The organism is Bosea sp. 29B (assembly GCF_902506165.1).
Taxonomy (GTDB): Bacteria; Pseudomonadota; Alphaproteobacteria; order Rhizobiales; family Beijerinckiaceae; genus Allobosea.
Map to the genome: position 1 here is coordinate 3,351,810 of NZ_LR733817.1, position 20,699 is coordinate 3,372,508.

At 67.1% G+C, this 20,699-nt stretch carries 17 protein-coding genes; 8 read left to right on the forward strand and 9 right to left on the reverse strand.

Going from position 1 to position 20,699, the window contains the following annotated elements:
- Positions 1 to 73: 73 nt before the first annotated feature.
- The gene (locus GV161_RS16265; RefSeq protein ID WP_152016680.1) at positions 74 to 1,594 is read right to left on the reverse strand and encodes an aldehyde dehydrogenase family protein; all 1,521 of its coding nucleotides are present in this window, start codon (positions 1,592 to 1,594) and stop codon (positions 74 to 76) included.
- A 181-nt stretch (positions 1,595 to 1,775) separates the two neighbouring features.
- Here GV161_RS16265 and GV161_RS16270 point away from each other — a divergent pair, with 181 nt between their 5' ends.
- From GV161_RS16270 to GV161_RS16280, 3 genes are all read left to right on the forward strand, one after another.
- Positions 1,776 to 2,690 (forward strand): LysR family transcriptional regulator, encoded by a 915-nt coding sequence (locus GV161_RS16270; protein ID WP_152016681.1) that lies wholly within the window; start codon positions 1,776 to 1,778, stop codon positions 2,688 to 2,690.
- Positions 2,691 to 2,762: 72 nt separating this feature from the next.
- Complete coding sequence (locus GV161_RS16275; protein WP_152016682.1) at positions 2,763 to 3,983, forward strand: FAD-binding oxidoreductase; 1,221 nt, start codon at positions 2,763 to 2,765, stop codon at positions 3,981 to 3,983.
- Positions 3,984 to 4,001: 18 nt separating this feature from the next.
- Positions 4,002 to 4,508, forward strand: coding sequence for a DinB family protein (locus tag GV161_RS16280; RefSeq protein WP_152016683.1), 507 nt, complete (start codon positions 4,002 to 4,004; stop codon positions 4,506 to 4,508).
- 13 nt (positions 4,509 to 4,521) lie between these two features.
- Here the strand turns inward: GV161_RS16280 and GV161_RS16285 are convergent, their stop codons facing one another.
- A complete protein-coding gene (locus tag GV161_RS16285) occupies positions 4,522 to 5,058 on the reverse strand; it encodes a GNAT family acetyltransferase (RefSeq protein WP_152016684.1) in 537 nt (178 codons plus the stop codon).
- A gap of 176 nt (positions 5,059 to 5,234) precedes the next feature.
- On the opposite strand from GV161_RS16285, the gene GV161_RS16290 reads away from it, so the two are divergent.
- The gene (locus tag GV161_RS16290) at positions 5,235 to 5,867 is read left to right on the forward strand and encodes a LysE family translocator (RefSeq protein ID WP_152016685.1); all 633 of its coding nucleotides are present in this window, start codon (positions 5,235 to 5,237) and stop codon (positions 5,865 to 5,867) included.
- A gap of 107 nt (positions 5,868 to 5,974) precedes the next feature.
- Positions 5,975 to 7,165, forward strand: coding sequence for an aminotransferase class V-fold PLP-dependent enzyme (locus GV161_RS16295; RefSeq protein ID WP_152016686.1), 1,191 nt, complete (start codon positions 5,975 to 5,977; stop codon positions 7,163 to 7,165).
- A gap of 210 nt (positions 7,166 to 7,375) precedes the next feature.
- Here the strand turns inward: GV161_RS16295 and GV161_RS16300 are convergent, their stop codons facing one another.
- Positions 7,376 to 8,842 carry a methyl-accepting chemotaxis protein gene (locus GV161_RS16300; protein WP_159650274.1) on the reverse strand — a complete coding sequence of 489 codons (1,467 nt, stop codon included), beginning with the start codon at positions 8,840 to 8,842 and terminating at the stop codon, positions 7,376 to 7,378.
- A gap of 235 nt (positions 8,843 to 9,077) precedes the next feature.
- Between GV161_RS16300 and GV161_RS16305 the strand changes: the two genes are divergently transcribed.
- Positions 9,078 to 10,286: a M20 family metallopeptidase gene (locus tag GV161_RS16305; protein WP_152016688.1), complete on the forward strand. Its 1,209-nt coding sequence runs from the start codon at positions 9,078 to 9,080 to the stop codon at positions 10,284 to 10,286.
- Between the two features lie 174 nt (positions 10,287 to 10,460).
- Here the strand turns inward: GV161_RS16305 and clpB are convergent, their stop codons facing one another.
- Positions 10,461 to 13,082 carry an ATP-dependent chaperone ClpB gene (gene clpB, locus GV161_RS16310; protein ID WP_152016689.1) on the reverse strand — a complete coding sequence of 874 codons (2,622 nt, stop codon included), beginning with the start codon at positions 13,080 to 13,082 and terminating at the stop codon, positions 10,461 to 10,463.
- A gap of 180 nt (positions 13,083 to 13,262) precedes the next feature.
- Here clpB and GV161_RS16315 point away from each other — a divergent pair, with 180 nt between their 5' ends.
- Together GV161_RS16315 and GV161_RS16320 are read left to right on the forward strand one after the other, a co-directional pair.
- A complete protein-coding gene (locus GV161_RS16315) occupies positions 13,263 to 13,601 on the forward strand; it encodes a DUF2293 domain-containing protein (protein WP_152016690.1) in 339 nt (112 codons plus the stop codon).
- A 102-nt stretch (positions 13,602 to 13,703) separates the two neighbouring features.
- On the forward strand, positions 13,704 to 14,492 hold the full coding sequence (locus GV161_RS16320) for an MOSC N-terminal beta barrel domain-containing protein (protein WP_244624235.1): 789 nt from the start codon (positions 13,704 to 13,706) through the stop codon (positions 14,490 to 14,492).
- Between the two features lie 57 nt (positions 14,493 to 14,549).
- On the opposite strand, the gene GV161_RS16325 is transcribed toward GV161_RS16320, so the two are convergent.
- The 5 genes from GV161_RS16325 to ptsP form a co-directional block, all read right to left on the reverse strand.
- Complete coding sequence (locus GV161_RS16325; protein ID WP_159650275.1) at positions 14,550 to 15,602, reverse strand: DUF4167 domain-containing protein; 1,053 nt, start codon at positions 15,600 to 15,602, stop codon at positions 14,550 to 14,552.
- Between the two features lie 392 nt (positions 15,603 to 15,994).
- Positions 15,995 to 16,813, reverse strand: coding sequence for a peptide chain release factor N(5)-glutamine methyltransferase (prmC, locus tag GV161_RS16330; RefSeq protein ID WP_152016692.1), 819 nt, complete (start codon positions 16,811 to 16,813; stop codon positions 15,995 to 15,997).
- Positions 16,814 to 16,907: 94 nt separating this feature from the next.
- Positions 16,908 to 17,153, reverse strand: a complete 246-nt coding sequence (locus GV161_RS16335) for a hypothetical protein (protein ID WP_152016693.1) — start codon at positions 17,151 to 17,153, stop codon at positions 16,908 to 16,910.
- A gap of 62 nt (positions 17,154 to 17,215) precedes the next feature.
- Positions 17,216 to 18,301 carry a peptide chain release factor 1 gene (gene prfA, locus GV161_RS16340; protein WP_152016694.1) on the reverse strand — a complete coding sequence of 362 codons (1,086 nt, stop codon included), beginning with the start codon at positions 18,299 to 18,301 and terminating at the stop codon, positions 17,216 to 17,218.
- Positions 18,302 to 18,362: 61 nt separating this feature from the next.
- Complete coding sequence (gene ptsP, locus GV161_RS16345; protein ID WP_193219585.1) at positions 18,363 to 20,630, reverse strand: phosphoenolpyruvate--protein phosphotransferase; 2,268 nt, start codon at positions 20,628 to 20,630, stop codon at positions 18,363 to 18,365.
- Between the last annotated feature and the right edge of the window lie 69 nt (positions 20,631 to 20,699).

Genomic DNA, 20,699 nt, shown 5'->3' on the forward strand with positions numbered 1-20,699 from the left:
CGGAAACCAGCTGGCTGGTCCTGAGATTCTCAGGCTCTGCGCTTCGCTTCGCCCGAGAATGACGGCTTATCGATCACGCATCCACATCGAAGCTGACGCCCTGCGCCAGCGGCAGCGTGGTGCCGTAGTTCAGCGTATTGGTGGCGCGGCGCATATAGGCCTTCCAGGCGTCCGAGCCGGCTTCGCGGCCACCGCCGGTCTCCTTCTCGCCGCCGAAGGCGCCGCCGATCTCGGCGCCGGACGGGCCGATATTGACGTTGGCGATGCCGCAATCCGAGCCTTCGCCGGACACGAAGGTCTCGGCCTCGCGCATGTCGAGGGTGAAGATCGAGGAGGACAGGCCGGCGCCGACCGCATTCTGCAGCGAAATCGCCTCGGCCAGCGTCTTGTACTTCATGACATAGAGGATCGGGGCGAAGGTCTCGCGCTCGACCGGGCCGCACTGCCTGGGCATCTCGACCAGGGCCGGACGGACATAGAAGCCGCCGGAGCCGACATCGACCTTTTCGCCGCCATGGACCTTGCCGCCCTCGGTCTTGGCCTCGGACAGCGCCTTCTGCATGCCCTGATAGGCGGCCTCGTCGACCAGCGGGCCGACCAGGATGCCGGCTTCGCGCGGATCGCCGATCTTCACGGAGCCGTAGACCTTGGCGAGCTTCGGCACGAGCTGATCGTAGACGCTCTCATGCACGATCAGGCGGCGCAAAGTGGTGCAGCGCTGGCCGGCCGTGCCCATGGCGGCAAAGGCGATGCCGCGCAGGGCGATGTCGAGATCGGCGGACGGCGCCACGATCGCGGCGTTGTTGCCGCCGAGCTCGAGGATGGCGCGGGCGAAGCGGGCGGCGAGCTTCTGGCCGACCTCCTTGCCCATCCGGGTCGAGCCGGTAGCGGAGACGACCGGAACGCGATGGTCCTGAACCAGGGTGTCGCCGAGCTCGCGGCCGCCGATCAGGATTTCCGACAGGCCGATCGGCGCCTCGGGGCCGAAGCGCTTCATTGTCTTCAGGGTGATCGCCTGCACGGCGAGCGCGGTCAGCGGGGTCTTTTCCGACGGCTTCCAGACGACGCTGTCGCCGCAGACGAAAGCCAGCGCCGCATTCCACGACCAGACTGCGACCGGGAAGTTGAAGGCCGAGATCACGCCGACGACGCCGACCGGGTGCCAGGTTTCCATCATGCGATGGTTCGGGCGCTCGGTCGCGATGGTGAGACCGTAGAGCTGGCGCGACAGGCCGACGGCGAAGTCGCAGATGTCGATCATCTCCTGGACCTCGCCGAGGCCCTCGGAGGTGACTTTGCCGGCTTCCAGCGTCACCAGCAGGCCGAGATCGGCTTTGGCGGCGCGCAGTTCCTCGCCGAGCAGGCGGACGAACTCGCCGCGCCGCGGCGCCGGCACCTTGCGCCAGGCGAGGTAGGCGGACTGGGCCCGGCCGATCGCAGTTTCCGCTTCTGCCGGGGAGGTCTCGCGCAGCGTCGCGACCGTCTCGCCGGTGATCGGCGAGCGGGCGGAAAGGCCGGCGCCGGCATAGGCGCTCTCCGGCACGCCGAGGCGCTTCAGCAAGGCGAGGGCGTCGTTCGGAAGGGAGGTGGTCATCGTTCGCCTATGCTCCTGCCGTCATCGGGCCATCGCGCAGCTTCAGCAACGCAAATAGACCCGGATGCCAGATCATCCAGGGATGGTGGCTTGCTGGAAGCCCGCCAGTTCGGCTGCACAATGCCCTCTTCCAGCCGCTCTCCGCAATCGATATGTTCTCACGACTTGATGAGATGGGATCATGAACTCGGAGATCGTTCCCGGCCGCCTCTCGGTGCCCTCGCTCTCGGCGCTCGCCGCCTTCGAGGCGGCGGCGCGCCATGGCAGCTTCACCCGCGCCGCCGAGGAGCTGAACCTGACGCAGGGCGCGGTCAGCCGCCAGATCGCGCTGCTGGAGCAGAATCTCGGCCTGAAACTGTTCGAGCGCGTGAAGAAACGCGTCAGCCTGACGCCGGCCGGCGGCGCCTATGCTGCCGAAGTGCGCGACGGGCTCTCGCGTTTGGCGGCTGCGACGCTCTCGGCGATGGCCTTTCGCGGCGGCGCCGGCCTGCTCCATCTCGCCATCTTGCCGACCTTCGGCACGCGCTGGCTGATCCCGCGTTTGCCGCGCTTCACCGAGGCTCATCCCGGCGTCACCATCAATTTCTCGACCAAGCTGGTGCCCTTCGACTTTGCCCATGATGCCGCCGACGCCGCCATCCATTTCGGGCTCCCGGTCTGGCCCGGCGCGCGGCTGCACCGTCTGATGGGCGAGGAAGTCGTGCCGGTCGCGGCCCCGGCGCTGGTGGCGCGGGCCGGTATCAGGGAGGCCGCCGATCTGCTGCGCCAGCCCCTGCTGCAGCAATCGACTCGGCCGCGCGCCTGGGCCAACTGGCTGGAGCAGCAGGGCCTGCCGCCGGAGCGGGCGCTGATGGGCCCGCGCTTCGAGCAGTTCGCGATGGTGGCGCAGGCGGCAGTGGCGGGGCTCGGCGTCGCCATCGTGCCGCGTATCCTGGTCGAGGAGGAATTGCGCTCGGGCGCGCTCGTTATTCCGGTCGATCGGCCGGTGCGCGGCCCGGAAGGCTATTACCTCGTCTATCCCGAGGCCAAGGCGAGCCTGCCGGCGGTGATCGCCTTCCGCGACTGGCTCGTCGGGGAATGCGAGGGGATGAACTAGCCACTCGACAAGCGCCGGTTGAGTTGTCATTCATGCGCTGAGATCACGAACCACCGCTTGCGCAGGTCACTTATGTCTTCCGCCTCAGCCTCGGCCGACATCGTCATCGTGGGAGGCGCCGCGATCGGCTCCTCCGTCGCCTATCACCTTGCCAGCGATCCCGGCTTCAAGGGCAAGGTCATCGTCACCGAGAAGGACCCGACCTATCGGCTCTCGGCCTCGGCGCTCTCGGCTGCCTCGATCCGCCAGCAGTTCTCCAGCGCGGTGAACATTCGCGTCTCGCTCTTCGGCATCGATTTTTTGCGCAATATCGGCCAGCACCTCTCGGTCGATGGCGAGGCGCCGTCGATCGATCTGCACGAGGGCGGCTATCTCTATGTCGCCGGCGACGAGGGCCGTAAGGTTCTCCAGCAGAATCAGGCGCTTCAGCAGCAGGAGGGCGCCGATGTCGCGCTTTATGCTGCAGAAATGCTGCGCAGCAAATTCGGCTGGCTGAATACCTCAGACCTCCTCTGCGGCACCTATGGCGTCAGTGGCGAGGGTTGGTTCGACGGCTGGGCTTTGCTGCAGGCCTTCCGCAAGAAGGCGCGTGCGCTCGGCGTCGAATATCGCCAGGGTGAGGTCACCGGTTATGTCGTCGAGGGCGGCCGCGTCACCGGCGTTGAGCTGACCGATGGCAGCCGCATCGCCTGCGCCGCCGCGGTCAACGCGTCGGGCACCCATGGCGCCGGGCTCGCCGCGACTGCCGGCGTCGCCATCCCCGTCAAGTCGATGAAACGCTATGTCTACAGCTTCACCTGCAAGGGCGAGGTCGACAACTGCCCGCTGCTGATCGACACCTCCGGCGCCTATGTCCGCCCGGAAGGCAAGCGCGGCAATGAGGGGCAGATGTTCATCTGCGGCTCCTCGCCGCCGGAGGAACTCGACCGCGAATGGGTCGAGACCGACGCCGATGTCGAGGATGTCGACTGGTCCTTCTTCGAGGAATATGTCTGGGCGCCGCTTGCCCATCGCGTGCCCGCCTTCGAGGCGATCAAGCCCGGCCGCGCCTGGGCCGGCCCCTATGACATGAACGGACTCGACGGTAATGCCATCCTCGGCCCTGCCGTCGGCGTGCCCAATCTCTACCTCGCCAACGGCTTCTCCGGCCATGGCCTGCAGCAATCCCCGGCGGTCGGCCGCGGCCTCGCCGAGCATATCGTCAACGGTCGTTACCTTACGCTCGATCTCGCCGATCTCGGCCATGAGCGCATCGTCGCCGGCACGCCGCTGCGCGAGGCGAACATCATCTGATCGAAGGGAGATCGCGCCATGATCGACACGGCCTATGTCGCGACCATGGCGCGCTATAATCGCTGGCAGAACCGCAGCCTTTATGCTGCTGCCGACATGCTCACCGACGAGGCGCGCCGGCAGGACCGCGGCGCCTTCTTCCGCTCGATCCACGGTACATTCTGCCACCTGCTCTGGGCCGACCAGACCTGGCTCTCGCGCTTTGCCGGCACGCCGAAGCCGGCCGTGCCCAACCGCGAGTCCGCCTCGATGATCGCGGACTGGGAGGAGCTGAAGGTCGCGCGCCGCGATTTCGACGAGACAATCCGGGGCTGGGCGGAAGACCTCTCGCCGGAGTGGCTTGCGGGCAATGTGACCTGGTTCTCCGGTTTGACGGGAAGCGAGATGACGATGCAGGCGCCGATCCTCGTCATGCACCTCTTCAATCACCAAACCCATCACCGCGGCCAGGCTCATGCCATGCTGACGGCGGCGGGAGCGAAGCCTGAAGATACCGACCTGATGCTGGTCGAGCTGCGCGGCTGATGCCCGCCTGGAGCTAGGCCTCGGTTGTTCGCCGTTTGGGCCGCTGGAGTCTTCCCCTCGCGGGTTCGTCCGGCTTCCTTTCGTCCTCTTCGTCCCCGACATCGTCAGGGATAGCCGCCGTCGCATGCTGGCTGAGCTTCTGGAACAGGCCGAGCCCGACCAGCGCCGCCACCGCGACCAGCATCAGCAGGGCCGGGAACAGGATGTCGGCCGGCTTGTCGCGCGCCGCCTTGGTGATCAGCACCAGCGATTCCAGGCTGAGCGCGACGATGATGATCGTCATGAACTTGGTCAGGGAGCCGCGAGCTTCCGCCGGCCGCCGCAATTCCCGGTCGGCGATGACCTCCTCCTCGAACAGGAACTTGCCGACATCGGCGACGGCGACCGCGATGATCACCAGTCCGATCCCGTCGAGCATGGTGTCGAGTGCGCCTTCGCCGGTTCGGAAGCCGGTGAAAGTACCTGAGATCGCGACCGCCATCAGCAGCAGGGACGCCAGCAGCAAGGAGCCGGCGATGCCGGAATAGAGCAGGCGGCTGAACAAGGTCATGGCGCGGATCCCCCCGAGGTGATGCCCATGAACCCGGCAGGCGGCGACTCGTTCCCGCCACCTGCTGCCAGAGAGGCCGGTGCGGGATGGCGGCGATGCAGCCGAGTCATGGGTTGCGCCTTGCGGGCGTTTCGCCGGCAATGCCATGGTCGCGCACCTTGCGGCCGGAGCGCGCCATGATCGATACGAGCAACCTGATCGCCTTCATCCTGCTCGCCTTCGGCATGGTCCTGACGCCGGGGCCGAACATGATCTACCTGATCTCGCGCTCGATCGCGCAGGGGCCAGCCTCCGGGCTGATCTCGCTCGGCGGCATCGCGCTCGGTTTCGTCTTCTATGTCTTCTGCGCCGCCTTCGGCATCACCGCACTGCTGTTTGCAGTGCCTTTCGCCTATGACGCGCTGCGGCTGGCCGGCGCGGCCTACTTGCTCTGGCTCGCCTGGCAGGCGGTCCGGCCCGGCGGCAGCTCGCCCTTCCATGTCCGCGAGCTCAAGCATGACGGGCCGCGCAAGCTCTTCATGATGGGCTTCCTGACCAGCCTGCTGAACCCGAAGATCGCGATGTTCTACCTGGCGCTGCTGCCGCAATTCATCGATCCGGCTGCAGGCAGCGTGCTGGCGCAGTCGATCATCCTCGGCTTCATCCAGATCACGGTCTCGGTCAGCGTCAACACGCTGATCACCTTCGCTGCCGGCGGCATCGCCGTGTTCCTGCGCACGCGCCCGTTCTGGGCGCTGGTGCAGCGCTGGGTGATGGCGACGATGCTCGCTGGCTTTGCCGTGCGCATGGCGGCCGAAGCGCGCCGCTGACAGGCCGCGCGCAACGATTTCTGCACCGATCATAGGGTTTGTGCATCGCGCCGTCGGATCGCTGTTTGTTCAGCGCGTCCGATTCGAAGCGTAAGGCGGGGGTCTTCATGAGTGTTGCCAATGGCCGGGTCCTGCTCGCAATGCCGGGCCCGACCAATATTCCCGATCGCGTCCTCCAGGCGATGATACGCCCGGCCGAGGAGCTCGCCTCGAGGACGATCGTCGATCTGACCGAAACCCTGCTGGAAGACCTCAAGGCTGTCTTCCGCACGACGGGGGAGACCTTCCTCTACGCGGCCAACGGCCATGGCGGCTGGGAGGCAGCGCTGACCAATGTCCTCTCGCGTGGCGACAAGGTGCTGGTGCTCTCCAGCGGCCGCTTCGCCATCGGCTGGGGCGAGATGGCCCGGTTCATGGGTGCCGATGTCGAAGTGCTCGCCGGCTCCTGGCGCGCGGCGGTCGACCCCGCCGCGGTGGAAGAGCGCCTGCGGCAGGACAAGGACCACGCGATCAAGGCGGTCCTGACGGTCCAGATCGACACCGCCTCCGGCGTGGTCAACGACATCCAGGCGATCCGTCGCGCCATCGATGCCGCCGGCCATCCGGCGCTGTACATGGTCGACGGCGTCGCCGCGCTCGGCTGCATGCCGTTCGACATGGACGACTTCGGTGTCGATGTCGCGATGTCCGCTTCGCAGAAGGGGCTGATGACACCGCCCGGCCTCGCTTTCGTCGCGGCGAACGGCAAGGCTTTGCATTCGCACCGGCAGGCGAATATGCGCACGCCCTATTGGGACTGGACCGCGCGGATGGACCCGCTGCTCTACATGAAGCATTGCGGCACGCCGCCCGAGCATCTGATGTTCGGCCTGCGCGCCGCGCTCGACATGATCCTGACCGAAGGCCTCGAAGCAGCCTGGCGACGCCACGCGCTGCTGGCGGCTGCGACGCAGGCAGCGATGTCGAAATGGGCTGAAGGCCAGGTCCTGAGCTTCAACGTCGTCGAGCCGTCGCAGCGCGCCCCGTCGGTCACCACCATTCTCGTCGACGGCGATCCGACCGTCATCACCGACTATGCGCGAGAGGTCTGCGGCGTCACGCTCGGTCTCGCCATCGGCGATCTCACCGGCAAGGCCTTCCGCATCGCCCATATGGGCCATGTCAACGCGCCGATGGTGCTGGGCAGCCTGAGCGCTGTCGAGATGGCGCTGCAGGCAAAAGCCATCCCGCATGGGGAGGGCGGTGTCGCGGCCGCTATCGCCTATCTCGGCGCTCATGCGCGCGAGGTGGCGGCGTGAACCTGATCGACAATGATGGGTGGGTTTTCAAGGAGTAGATTTCGACATCCACCCGGTGTCATCCCGGACAAGCCGCGTCAGCGGCGCCGATCCGGGATCCATTCCTGAACCTCTATCGGAAAGGTTCCGGAATGGGTCCCGGGTCTCCCTCCGGTCGCCCGGGACGACCCGCGCCTTTTTTGTAGGGTACGCGCCCTTTGAAATCAGCTCTCAAGCCGCCGAGACGCGCTGCAGGAACTGGTGAACGGCGCTTTCGAGCTCTTCGGCCTTGCCTTCGAGCGCCGTGGTCGAGGCGAGCACCGCGCTCGCGACCTCATGGGTCTGGTTGGCCGAGCCGCGGATGTTGTTGGTGGTCTGCGCCAGATACTCCGTGCCGGTCGCGACCTCGGCGATGCTGCGGCTGATGACATGGGTCATCTGCCCCTGCTCCTCCAGCGCCGCCGCGATCGAGATCGTCCGTTCGTCCATGTCGGCCATGCCGGCGGTCAGTTTGGCGATGGTCTCGACCACGCCGGAGGCCGCCTGCTTGATCTCGGCGATCTGCCCGGCGATGTCCTGCGTCGCGATCGCGGTCTGGTGCGACAGGCTCTTGACCTCGCCGGCGACGACAGCGAAGCCCTTGCCGGCGTCCCCGGCGCGCGCCGCCTCGATCGTTGCGTTGAGGGCCAAAAGATTGGTCTGCTCGGCGATCCCGCGGATCAGGGCGACGATGCCGTCGATGCGCTGCACTGCCTGGTCGAGCACGTCGACCGAGCCGGCGGTGGTCCGGGCGCTGCCGTTCATGTCGGCGACCAGCGCCTGGGTGGTGGCGAGCTGGCGATCGATCGCCGTGATCGCGGTCGAAAGCTGTTCCGTTGCGGTGGCGACGTCCGAGACGTTGCGCGAGGATTCCTCCGAGGTCGAGGCCACGGCGGTGACCTCGCCATTGGCGATGTCGGCGATCTCGTTCAGGGAGGCGGCGCGGCCCTTCAGGTCGCGGATATCCTGCAGAACCGTGTCGAGCGTCGCGAGGAACTGCGTGTTGAAGCCGGCGACGATGTCCCGAGTCGTCTGGCGCCGGGCAGCTTCGCGTTCCATGTCCCGCAGTTGCGCCTGGTTCAGCTCCTCGGCCTGCACCGTGGCATCGCGGCGCGCTTCGGCGGCCATGTCGCCGGCGGTTGCGAGGGTCCTGTTCTGTTGCTGGATGATCCAGAGCAGAAGGCCGAGCTGGATGAGGACGCAGGCGAAAAAGAGAGCATCGTCCTGCAAGGCCAAGCCTGCTTGAGGCAGGGATGAGTGGAGAATGGCGACATGGCCGAGTGCGACGATGGTGACCGCCACGAGCGGTTGCCAGGCACACCATCCGGCCGAGAGCGTCAGCATGATCAGGAGCACGGCGTGGCCGGCTTCGTGCCATTCGGCTCCCTTGAGCGCATAAGTGAAGGCGAGCGCGCTGCAGGTCGCTCCCAGCGAGAGGACGATCTGCGTTGCCATGCCGGCCGGGTCGCGCCGCCAGACGAGGGTCGCCAAGGCTGCCAACCCGATCGTCGTCAGCAGAGGTGGCAGATGTTCGACGGTGCCGGTCGCGAACGTGGCCAGCAGCGTCGCCGGCACGAAGAGCCAGAGCAGCAAGGTCAGGGCCCCGCCGACACGCAATCGCAGCTGCGTCAGATAGGTCGCGGCGGAAGCGGTCTGCATGTGGGCATTGGCCTGTGAGCGCTGTTCGGAAGATGGCCGATAGCGATCGACAGGCCAGTCCCCCTTGTCAGCCTGTCCCATCACGCTGAATTTTCGCTTAACCACCGGCTCGCTGTTGCCGGGAACTCCGCATGATCCGGCCGCGCCGAAGGTCTGTCGGCCTTGCGTACCTCTCCTATCGGCGCTCGCGCGGCTTGGCTAAGCTCACTGCCACACCACCAGCCGGAAGCCCATCATGACCGACACGACACAGGAAGAAGCCCGCATCCTCGCCTGGCTCGGCGAGCGCAAGCAGGGGATGATCGATCTGCTGCGCGAGATGGTCGACACCGACTCGGGCTCCTATGACAAGGCCGGCGTCGACCGTGCCGGACAGGTGCTGGCTCGTTTCCATGAGGCGAACGGCCTCTCCGTCGAGATCGTGCCGGATGCACGCTATGGCGATGCGGTCAAGGCGCGCCTGCCCAACCCGACCGCGAACGACCAGCGGCCGATCCTGCTGCTCGGCCATCGCGATACGGTCTTCCCCGAGGGCGAGCCGACCCGCCGGCCCTTCACCCTCCGCGATGGCCGCGCCTATGGGCCGGGCGTCGCCGACATGAAGGCCGGGCTCGTGATCGAAGCTTTCGTCGCCGCCGCCTTCGCTGCCAATGGCGGCCTCAAGGCGCCGCTGCTGATGCTGACCACCAGCGACGAGGAGATCGCCTCGCCGTCCTCGCGGCCGGTGATCGAGGCGGCGGCGCGCGAGTCGCGCTGCGTCTTCAATGCCGAGCCGAGCCGGCTGCCGACGGGCACCGACTATGGCCGCGACCACAAGCAGTCGATCACCTCGGGCCGCAAGGGCGGCGTCTTCATGCGGGCCGAGTTCGTCGGCAAGGCCGCCCATTCCGGTGCCAATTACGAGAAGGGCATCTCGGCCATCGTCGATCTCGGCCACAAGATCCCGCGTCTGCAGGGGCTGACCGACCTTGAAGCCGGTGTCACCGTCAATGTCGGGCTGATCGGCGGCGGCCAGACCGTCAACACCGTCGCTCCTTCCGCCTGGTGCGAGATCGACCTGCGCTACAAGACGGCGAAGCAGCGCGAGGCGCTGGTCGAGGCGATCCGCGACATCATCGAGACACCGGTGGTCGAGGGCTCGTCGGCGAAGCTGATCATCAAGGGCGAGTTCGTGCCGCTGGAGCAGACGCCGGATTCGCTGCTGCTCTACGACACCTATCGCGACGCAGCGGCCGGGCTCGGCATCGCGGTGACGGCGGAATACACCGGCGGCTGCGCCGATTCCGGTTTCACGGCGGCGCAGGGCTGCCCGACTTTGTGCAGCGTCGGCCCGGTCGGCGGCATGGCCCACACGCCCGACGAGTTCCTCGAGGTCGAGAGCATCGTGCCGGCAGCGCAGACGCTGGCGCTGGCGGTGATGCGGACCGCAGCACGGATGGAATGACATACGTCATGCTCGGGCTTGGCCCGAGCATCTCGGGCCGGAGGAGGCTCCGCTTAACGCCTTCTCGTCCTGAGATTCTCGGCTCTACGCTTCGCTACGGCCGAGAATGACGCCCTAGACAGAAAAAGGGCGCCGCGTGAGCGGCGCCCTTCGTCGTTCCAGTAATGCTGTGGTTCAGTTCAGCGCCACGCCCGCCGGCCGGCTCTCGCTGGCCGCGGGAAATTCGCCAAGCATCAGCCCCGCCGGGCCGACCGTCAGCGGCACGCTCTCGCCGTCGCGAACTGCACCGGCGAGCAGCAATTCGGCCAGCGGGTCCTGTACCGACTTCTGGATTACGCGCTTCAGCGGGCGTGCGCCATAGGCGGGATCATAGCCCTTCTCCGCCAGCCAGTCGCGCGCCTCCTCCGAGAGATCGAGCGCGATCTTGCGGTCGACCAGGAGCTTGCCGAGCCGCGCCATCTGGATGTCGACGATCGCGCCCATGTCCGACCGCCGCAGGCGATGGAACAGGATGATGTCGTCGATCCGGTTCAGGAACTCCGGCCGGAAGGCATGGCGCACCACCCCCATCACCTCGTCGCGCACGGCATCGCTGTCCTGGCCCTCGGGCTGGTTCACCAGATACTCCGAACCGAGATTCGAGGTCATGATGATCAGCACGTTGCGGAAGTCGACCGTGCGGCCCTGGCCGTCGGTCAGGCGCCCGTCGTCAAGCACCTGCAGCAGGACGTTGAACACGTCCGGATGCGCCTTCTCGACCTCGTCGAACAGCACGACCTGATAGGGTCGGCGCCGGACGGCTTCGGTCAGCGCACCGCCCTCCTCATAGCCGACATAGCCGGGAGGCGCGCCGATCAGCCGGCTGACCGAGTGCTTCTCCATGTATTCCGACATGTCGAGCCGGACCATCGCGGTGTCGTCATCGAACAGGAACGATGCCAGCGCCTTGGTCAGCTCGGTCTTGCCGACGCCGGTGGGGCCGAGGAACATGAACGAGCCGATCGGCCGGTTCGGATCCTGCAGGCCGGCACGCGCCCGCCTGACTGCCTTGGAGACGGCTTCGACGGCTTCGGCCTGGCCGACGACGCGGTGGCTGAGGCTCTGCTCCATATGCAGCAGCTTCTCCTTCTCGCCCTCCAGCATCCTGTCGACCGGCACGCCGGTCCAGCGGCTGACGACCTGCGCGACATGGTCCGGCGTCACCGCCTCCTCGACCATGCCCGGCGCATCCCCCCTGGCCTCGATCTCGGCGAGCTGCTTCTCGAGCTGTGGGATCTCGCCATAGGCGAGTTCGCCGGCGCGCTGGTACTCGCCCTTGCGCTGCGCCTGGGCGAGCTCGTTGCGAGCGTTGTCGAGCCTGGTCTTGATCTCCGCCGCCTGGCCGAGCTTGTCCTTCTCGGCCTTCCAGGTCGCGGTGATCACGGCAGAGCGCGCCTCGAGCTCCGAAAGCTCGGACTCCAGACGCTTCAGCCGCTCCTTCGAGCCGGCATCGCTCTCCTTCTTCAGCGCCTCCTGCTCGATCTTCAGCCGGACGATCTCACGGTCGATCGAGTCGAGTTCCTCGGGCTTGGAGTCGACCTGCATGCGCAGGCGTGCCGAAGCCTCGTCGACGAGGTCGATCGCCTTGTCGGGCAGGAAGCGGTCGGTGATGTAGCGGTTCGACAGCGTCGCCGCCGAGACCAGCGCCGAGTCGGTGATGCGCACGCGGTGGTGCTGCTCGTACTTCTCCTTCAGGCCGCGCAGGATCGAGATCGTGTCCTCGACCGTCGGCTCGTCGACGAAGACGGGCTGAAAGCGCCGCGCCAGCGCCGCATCCTTCTCGACATATTTGCGGTACTCGTCGAGCGTGGTCGCGCCGACGCAGTGCAGCTCCCCGCGGGAGAGAGCGGGCTTCAGCAGGTTCGACGCATCCATGGCGCCGTCGGTCTTGCCGGCGCCGACCAGGGTGTGCATCTCGTCGATGAACAGGATGACGCCACCCGCCGCGGCCGAGACCTCGGAGAGCACGGCCTTCAGCCGCTCCTCGAACTCGCCGCGATATTTCGCGCCGGCGATCAGCGAGCCCATGTCGAGGGCAAGCAATTCCTTGTCCTTCAGGCTTTCCGGCACATCGCCATTGACGATGCGCAGCGCGAGGCCCTCGGCGATGGCGGTCTTGCCGACGCCGGGCTCGCCGATCAGCACGGGGTTGTTCTTGGTGCGCCGGCTCAGAACCTGGATGGTGCGGCGGATTTCCTCGTCGCGGCCGATGACGGGATCGAGCTTGCCGTCGCGGGCCGCGGCGGTGAGATCGCGCGCGTACTTCTTCAGGGCGTCATAGCCCTGCTCGGCGGAAGCCGAGTCGGCGGTGCGCCCCTTGCGGATCGCCTCGATCGCGGCATTCAGCCCCTGCGGCGTGACGCCGGCCTTGGCCAGGATCTTGCCGGCCTCGCTGTCCTTCTCGATCGCCAGCGCGAGCAGCAGCCGCTCGACCGTGACGAACGAGTCGCCAGCCTTGTCGGCAGCCTTCTCCGCCGTGTCGAAGACGCGTGCCAGCGCAGGGGTCAGGTGCAGGCTGTTGGCGCCCGCGCCGCTCACCTTGGGGAGCTTGGCAAGGGCTTCGTCGACCAGCTGCCTGGCCTGCCGCGACTGTCCGCCGGCCCGGTCGATCAGGCCGGAAGCCATGCCTTCGCTGTCGTCGAGCAGTGCCTTCAGCAGATGCTCGGGCGCGAACTGCTGATGGCCCTCGCGCATCGCGATCGTCTGCGCGGCCTGCAGGAAGCCCTTAGCCCGGTCGGTATATTTCTCGATGTTCATTCAGTTGCCTCCGCCCGCCGGTCGCGCCCCGAAGCGGCGGAGCCGGCTGCCTTTCAAAGGGATAGGGCCCCCTGATGGGCAGCCCTTCGCCTCCAAAGATAGTGTTGCTTTCGCGCAACGGAAGGGGGATCGCGCAGCTTTTGCATTGACCTTCATCAAGGGCCGCGGCCAGCCTGCTGCATGGTAGGCACCAAGCGGCAACAGGCGATTCGCAAGGCGCTGCGGGCGCTCGTGCCCGGCATTCCGCTGCTCGATGCCGAGGCGGTGCTGGCGCTCGCCGGCCGGGCCCAGATGAAGTCGCTGCCGCCATCGACCGCGCTCTGGCTCGCACTGGGCAGTCATGTTCGGCACAGCCACACCGACTACGACAGCCTGCTCGCCGAAGGCTATGAGCGCGATGCGGCCCGCTTTTTCGTCGTCGACGCCATCGATGATGTGCTCTCGGGCTGGGGCTGCCAGCGCTCGATCGCCGAGGGCGCGGAAGAGGGCGCGGAAGAGGGCGCAGAGCAGCCGCATTGATCGGATCGATGCAATCCTTTCATCGACCGTGATGGCCGCGATGGTGGCGTCGTGGTGTCCGGCATGGCATTTTCCGCCCTCGCAATCGGAAGGGCAGGGCCCATGCGCGTCGCTTCGCTGTATCGCTATCCGGTCAAAGGCCTGTCGCCCGAGCGTCTGAGCCAAGCAGAACTGCCGACAGGCGGCTTTTTCCCCGGCGATCGGCTCTTTGCCATCGAGAATGGCCCATCGGGCTTCGATCCGGCCGAGCCGGTGCACCAGCCGAAGATCAAATACCTGATGCTGATGCGCAACGAGTCGCTGGCACGCCTGCGGACGCGTTACGACGATGGCAGCGGAGATCTCGTCATCGCCCATGACGGCCGGGAGATGAGGGCTGCCACCCAGACCGCTGCAGGCCGCGAACAGCTCAGTGCCTTCTTCAAAGCCTTCATGCCGGAGGAACTGCGCGGCGAGCCGCGCCTGCTGGCAGCGCCGGAGGGCTATCGCTTCACCGATTCACGCTCGGGCTTTGTCTCGATCATCAACCTCGCCAGCGTCGCCGACCTGGAGGCGCGGCTCGGCGTTCCCGTCGACTCTTTGCGCTTCCGTGGCAACATCATGGTCGAGGACCTGCCGGCCTGGGCCGAGCTCGATTTGGTCGACCGCGAACTCGTCGCACCGTCGGGCCTGCGACTCCAGGTGATCAAGCGGATCGAGCGCTGCGCTGCCACCAATGTCGACCCGGTGACAGGCGCGCGCGACCTGCAGATCCCGAAGGCGCTTATGAAGGGCTATGGCCATGTCGACTGCGGCATCTATTGCCGGATCATCGCTGGTGGCTCGCTCGGCGAGGGCGAGCGGCTGACTCTGGTCGAGGCCAGTGAGCCGGTGGCACTCGGCGTCGCCTGAAAAGAAAGAGGGCCCTTTCGGGCCCTCTACTGAACGATCCGGATGTCCCTGGTGGGATTACTCCACCGGGGGCTCGCCACCATCACCGCCGAGCGCGTCCATCACCTCGCGCGGCGAGCGCCGCCGGGGCGCCCGGCGCTTTGGCTTCTCGCCAGCCTCAGGCGCGCCTTCCGCGGCTTCGGCCGGGGCAGCTGTAACGACGACCGGAGCTGCGGGCTCCTCCGCGATTGCGATCGGCACGCGGGTCGGCGTGGTCAGGAAGGCCGGAAGCGCCGCTGCGACATCCTGCTCCTCGTTGGCGTTGCTGGCGCGAGCCTCATCGCGGTCACGGCGCGAAGGACGCTCGCTGCGCGGCGGACGGTCCGGGCGCTCCGGCCGCTCGAAGCGGCGCTGCTCGATCGGCGGCTGGACGGGTGCGATGTCCGGCTGCTCGGCACCGGGCTGAGCCTCGGGGCGCGGAGCGTAGGAACCGTTCTGGCCCTCGGGGCGTTCGAAGCGACGCTCGCCGCGGTCCTGGCGTTCGCCGCGGTCCGGACGGTCGCCACGATCCTGGCGGTCGTTCCGGTCGAAGCGGCGCTGGCCGTTCCGGTCGAAATTGCGCTCAGGGCGGTTATTATTATTATTATTATTATTAGGCCGGTCGAAGCGCTGGCCGTTGTTCTGGCCGCCGCCTTCGCCTTCCTCACCTTCCTGACGCTGGCCGCCATGGCCGTTCACGCCATTGCCGTTGTACTGGCGCTCGCCCTGCTGCTGGCCACCCTGGAAGTTGACGTCTTCCTCGCCTTCCTCCTCGCCGTCGTCAGCGTCTTCGACGAAGGCGCGGTTCGGCTGGAAGCTGTGGCCGAACTGCTGCGTCATCTGCTCCTGGGCAGCGAGCAGAATGCGATAATAGTGTTCGGCGTGCTGGAAATAGTTCTCAGCCGCAACCGGGTCGCCGGAGGATTGCGCATCGCGAGCGAGCTGGAGATACTTCTCCGCCACATTCTGCGCCGTGCCCCTGACCTTGACGTCCGGGCCGTTCGACTCGTAGCTGCGCTGCAGCGGGTTGGGTGACTTACGATTGCCGTTGTTGCTGTTGTTATTGTTATTATTGTTGCTACGGCCGCGCATGCGCCGGTTCTGACCTGGTCTCATTCGCGTCTGTCTCGCGTTCCGTTCATTCAAAGCAACCTTGAGGTCGTCATGCGCGTCGTGACACGCGGCGGGTTGCGACGCCGTGCGTAGGAAGTTCGACCTGAAAGGGCTCTGCGCCGATATGGGTCTTCACGCGCTCTTTCCAATGGAGCCTTACCGGCTCCCTCTCCGAATGGCTGTCCCGCGCATTCGAAGTCTCGGTCTCGCTATGTCAGTAACGTCGATTCTCGCAGTGATCCGAGGGCTTGGTCTGCTCAGCAGGGCCCAGCCAAAGGTCATGTGCTGTCGACACTGTCTTCAAGACCATGCGTGCATAGCTGGTTTTGCGGCCTGTTCCAAGCAAATTCGCGCAGCTTGCTGTGCACGGCTCACCGACGATGCTCGAAGGCGAGGCCGCGAATATGGCCGCCGAGATCGCGGTGGGACTGAAGATGGTGCAGGCCCGCCTGCTCCATCAATGCGACGACAGCCTCTTCCTGTCCGGCGCCGATCTCCAGGATGGCGAGGCCGCCAGGCTTCAGATGACCGGGCAGGGCGACCGCGAGGGCGCGATAGGCGGTAAGCCCGTCCACGCCGCCATCGAGAGCGAGCAGCGGATCGTACTCGCGCACATTTGGGGCCAGGCCAGCGATCTCGGCGCTGCCGATATAGGGCGGATTCGACAGGATGAGGTCGAAGCGCTCGTCGATCCCGGTTGTCCAGTTGCCCTGACGAAAGGCGGCGCGCTCGGCGACGCCGTTGCGCGCGGCATTGCCCGTCGCGGTCGCGACCGCATCCGGCGACAGGTCGATCCCGAGCCCGGTCGCCTGCGGAAACTCGCGCAAGGTCGCGATCAGGAGGCAGCCCGTTCCGGTGCCGAGGTCGAGCATGCGCAGCTTGTCGTGCCGGCGCGGGGCGAGATGGCCGAGCGCCGCCTCGATCAGGGTCTCGCTATCCGGACGTGGCTCCAGCGTGCCGGGCGAGAGGGCGAAGCTCAGGCCCCAGAACTCGCGCGCGCCGAGGACGCGCCAGAGCGGCTCGCCGGCGAGCCGCCGTGCCAGCGCATAGTTGAGCCTGATGGCGGCAGCCTCGTCGATCGGATCGCCACCGCCTGCAAGGTCTTCGATCAGGATGCGGGCTTCGAAGGTGAAATCGGCGATGCCGCCGCGCTTCAACACGAGCGCGATCGCCTTCCGAACTGCAGACATGCTTTCGCCCGCTGCCGGCAAGGCAACGGGCGCTGTCGTATCAGTTGGTCTGGCGATGCCGGTCAAGCCTGTCCCTGGCCCGGCTCGCGGCCGGTCATCTGCCCTGCATCCCTTCCTGGACGCAGGCGTTGATCTTGATCCGCAAAGCGGACTTGCTCTCCCTAGCGCCGCGATACTGACGCTGGCAATCGCGCCGCGCCTGCGACTCGGTCTTCGCGCCTTGCAGCGTCGCCGGCTGGCCGCTGAGAATCTTCTTCGCGGTCCGCTCCTGCGCACCCGCCGAGGCCGGCACGAAGACCACGGCGGCGGCGAGGGCAATGGCGCTGAACAGGACTTTCATCTCTATATCCTCCCCATGAAAAACGGTCGGTGCGTCCAGAACGCGCGAGAAGGGCGAAGGTTTCACACGCTGCCTTGCTCTGCGAGCAGCTCGGCCTGGCGCTGCGCCGTCAGCGCATCGATGATCTCGTCGAGCACCAGCCCCTGCATCATCTCGTCGAGCTTGTAGAGGGTCAGGTTGATGCGGTGGTCGGTGACGCGCCCCTGCGGGAAATTGTAGGTGCGGATGCGCTCTGAGCGGTCGCCGGAACCGACCTGCGAGCGCCGGTCGGCCGAGCGCTCGGCATCGGCGCGGCTGCGCTCCATGTCGTAGAGCTTGGCCCGCATCAGCTCGTAGGCGCGCGCCTTGTTCTTGTGCTGCGAGCGCTCGTCCTGGACCAGCACGACGACGCCGGTCGGGATGTGGGTGAGGCGGACGGCCGACTCGGTCTTGTTGACGTGCTGGCCGCCGGCGCCTTGGGCCCGCATCGTGTCGATGCGCAGATCCTTCTCGTCGAGGTTGACGTCGACCTCGCTGGCGAGCGGCAGCATGGCGACGGTCGCCGCTGAGGTGTGGATGCGCCCGCTCGTCTCGGTGTCCGGCACGCGCTGCACGCGATGCACCCCGGATTCGTATTTCAGCCTCGCATAGACACCCTTGCCGGCGATTTCGGCGATGACTTCCTTGAAGCCGCCGACCGTGCCCTCGCTCTCGGTCAGGACGTCGACGCTCCAGCCCTTGCCGGCGGCATAGCGCTGGTACATGCGCAGGAGGTCGCCGGCGAAGAGCGAGGCCTCGTCGCCGCCGGTGCCGGCGCGGATTTCGAGGATGACGCCGCGCTCGTCAGCGGCGTCCTTGGGCAGGAGCGCGATCAGGATCTCGCGGGCGCGCGCATCGATCTCGGCCCTGGCCGCGTCGCGCTCCTCATAGGCGAGGTCGCGCATCTCGGTGTCGGTGGCGGGATCGTCGATCAGCGCCAGCGCCTCCTCCAGCCCGGACTGAGCCTTGCGCCAGGCCGTGATCGCCGCGACGACGGGGTCGAGCTCGGCGAGTTCCTTCGACAACTCGACGACGCGGGCCGCCTCGGTCGCATGATTGATGGCGTCGCTCGCCGCGGCATGGCGGGCGACGATCGAGTCGAGGCGGTCTTGCGGAAGCTGGAGCGACATGATGCGGAAACGATCTGAACGGAAAAAGGGGAGGCGTGCGCGATCGGCGGGTGAAGCGTCGCTAGACCGGCACCTTCATCTCGGCGGCGAGTGCGGCGAGCAGTGGGCGCAGGCTGGCGGCGCCATCGGAAGAGGACATCCAGGCATCGAGGCGCTGGCGCGCCTTGCCGGCGTCGAGCGCGCGCAGCATCGCCTTGACCGGGCCGACCGATGCAGCCGACATTGAAAAAGAGCGATAGCCGAGCGCGATCAACGCCAGGGTCTCGATCGGCTTGCCGCCCATCTCGCCGCAGACGGTGACCGGGCAGTCCGCCTTGCCGGCTTCCTCCACGATGTTGCGCAGTGCGCGCAGACCGGCAATGCCGAGCGGGTCGAAGCGATCGGAGACACGCTTGTTCTCGCGATCGGCCGCGAACAGGAACTGCATCAGGTCGTTGGTGCCGATCGAGAGGAAATCCGCTTCGCGCGCGATCTCCGGCAGCTCGAACAGCAGCGAGGGCACTTCGACCATGACGCCGAGCTTCAGGCTGGCCGGCGCCGGGCGGCCGTCGCGCTCCAGCATGGCGAGCTCGCGTCGCACCAGCGTGCGTGCGCGCAGGAACTCGTTCACCGTGGCCACCATGGGCAGCATGATCTTCATGTCGCTGCCGGCGCCGGCCCGCAGCAGGGCCCGCACCTGCGCACGCAGCAGCCGGGGGCGGTCGAGGCCGATGCGGATGGCGCGCCAGCCCAGCGCCGGGTTTTCCTCTTCCAGCCGCTCCATATAGGGCAGCACCTTGTCGCCACCGATGTCGAGCGTCCGGAAAGTCACCGGCCGGCCGTTCGCGACCTTGAGCACGGCATCGTAGAGCGCCTGCTGCTCGGCCGTGGTCGGCATGTGCGGCGCCACCATGAACTGCAGCTCGGTGCGGAAGAGGCCGACGCCGGAGGCGTTGGTTTCTTCGAGGTTGGCCATGTCGACCAGCAGGCCGGCATTGATCTGCAGCTGGATCTCGACGCCGTCCTTGGTCACGGCAGGTTGCGTCTTGAGCTTGCGGTACTGCTCCTGCTTGCGGGCGCGCAGCCGCGCCTTGTCCTTGTAGGCGTTCTCGACGTCGGGCTGCGGCCTGATCTGCACCTCGCCGGCCTGGCCGTCGACGATGACCGCATCGCCCGCCTGGATCAGCGCGGTGGCGTTGGCGATCTCGCCGACCACCGGGATGTTGAGCGCGCGCGCCACGATGGCGATATGGCTGGTCGGTCCGCCTTCCTCGAGCACGACCCCGCGCAGATGCCGGCGGTCATAGTCGAGCAGCGCCGCCGGTCCCATCGAGCGCGCGATCAGGATGGCGTTCTCCGGCAAATCCTCGCGCGTGACGCCGTTGGACTTGCCGACCAGCGTGCGCAGCAAACGGTTGGCGAGGTCGTCGAGATCGTGCAGGCGCTCGCGCAGGTAAGGGTCGGTCTGGCGCAGCATCTTGGCGCGGGTGTCCGACTGCACGCGCTCGACCGCGGCCTCGGCGGTGAGGCCGGTCATCACCACCTCGCGCATGCGCCGGAGCCAGCCCTGGTCGTGCGCGAACATGCGGAAGGTTTCGAGCACGTCGCGATGCTCGCCGGTATGAGCGACGTCGCCGCGCTCGATCAATTCGTCGATGGCGAGCCGCATCGTCGCGATCGCCGCTTCCAGCCGCTGCACCTCGCGGCCGGGGTCCTCGGCGATCAGGTTGGTGATCGCGACGCGCGGCTCGTGCAGCACGGCATGGCCGAGGCCGACGCCGTCGGCGAGCGTGGTGCCGATGCTGTGGATCGGCCGGTCGAGCCCGATGGTCGCGCCGGGCTTCGACAGGGCCTTCAGGCCGCCGGCTGCGATCATCTCGGCCATGATCATGGCCGTGGTCTGCAGCGACTCGACCTCGTCCTCGCTGTAGACGCGCGAGGCCCGGTTCTGCACGACGAGCACGCCCATCACGGCTCCGCCGCGCAGGATCGGCACGCCGAGGAAGGAGCGATAGATCTCTTCGCCGGTTTCCGGACGGTAGGAGAAGGCCGGGTGCGACTGCGCGTCTGAGAGCGCGAGTGGTTCCGCCTCGCTGGCGATCAGGCCGACGAGGCCTTCGCCGGCCCGCATGGTGGTGAGGTGGACCGCCTCGCGGTTGAGGCCTTCGGTGGCGTAGAGTTCGAGCGAGGAATCTTCACGTAGGACATAGACCGAGCACACCTCGGCCACGAGGTTGCCGGCGATCACGACGACGAGCCTGTCGAGCCGCTCCTGCGGACTGACCGGCGCCGCCATCACCTCGCGGAGACGGCGCAGCAGCACGCCCGATCCCCCGAGTGCGCCTCGCATCAACAAAGCCCTCCGCCCGCCTCCACGGCTGTTTCAGCCGGATACCCCCCGCAGACCTGACACCGCAAC

Coding starts and splice junctions, on each gene's coding strand:
- ptsP (WP_193219585.1), bottom strand. CDS start 20,630: ATGCGAGGCGCACTCGGGGGATCGGGCGTGCTGCTGCGCCGTCTCCGC.
- prmC (WP_152016692.1), bottom strand. CDS start 16,813: ATGTCTGCAGTTCGGAAGGCGATCGCGCTCGTGTTGAAGCGCGGCGGC.
- GV161_RS16275 (WP_152016682.1), top strand. CDS start 2,763: ATGTCTTCCGCCTCAGCCTCGGCCGACATCGTCATCGTGGGAGGCGCC.
- GV161_RS16290 (WP_152016685.1), top strand. CDS start 5,235: ATGATCGATACGAGCAACCTGATCGCCTTCATCCTGCTCGCCTTCGGC.
- GV161_RS16315 (WP_152016690.1), top strand. CDS start 13,263: ATGGTAGGCACCAAGCGGCAACAGGCGATTCGCAAGGCGCTGCGGGCG.
- GV161_RS16305 (WP_152016688.1), top strand. CDS start 9,078: ATGACCGACACGACACAGGAAGAAGCCCGCATCCTCGCCTGGCTCGGC.
- prfA (WP_152016694.1), bottom strand. CDS start 18,301: ATGTCGCTCCAGCTTCCGCAAGACCGCCTCGACTCGATCGTCGCCCGC.
- GV161_RS16335 (WP_152016693.1), bottom strand. CDS start 17,153: ATGAAAGTCCTGTTCAGCGCCATTGCCCTCGCCGCCGCCGTGGTCTTC.
- GV161_RS16270 (WP_152016681.1), top strand. CDS start 1,776: ATGAACTCGGAGATCGTTCCCGGCCGCCTCTCGGTGCCCTCGCTCTCG.
- clpB (WP_152016689.1), bottom strand. CDS start 13,082: ATGAACATCGAGAAATATACCGACCGGGCTAAGGGCTTCCTGCAGGCC.
- GV161_RS16285 (WP_152016684.1), bottom strand. CDS start 5,058: ATGACCTTGTTCAGCCGCCTGCTCTATTCCGGCATCGCCGGCTCCTTG.
- GV161_RS16320 (WP_244624235.1), top strand. CDS start 13,704: ATGCGCGTCGCTTCGCTGTATCGCTATCCGGTCAAAGGCCTGTCGCCC.
- GV161_RS16265 (WP_152016680.1), bottom strand. CDS start 1,594: ATGACCACCTCCCTTCCGAACGACGCCCTCGCCTTGCTGAAGCGCCTC.
- GV161_RS16295 (WP_152016686.1), top strand. CDS start 5,975: ATGAGTGTTGCCAATGGCCGGGTCCTGCTCGCAATGCCGGGCCCGACC.
- GV161_RS16280 (WP_152016683.1), top strand. CDS start 4,002: ATGATCGACACGGCCTATGTCGCGACCATGGCGCGCTATAATCGCTGG.
- GV161_RS16300 (WP_159650274.1), bottom strand. CDS start 8,842: ATGCAGACCGCTTCCGCCGCGACCTATCTGACGCAGCTGCGATTGCGT.
- GV161_RS16325 (WP_159650275.1), bottom strand. CDS start 15,602: ATGCGCGGCCGTAGCAACAATAATAACAATAACAACAGCAACAACGGC.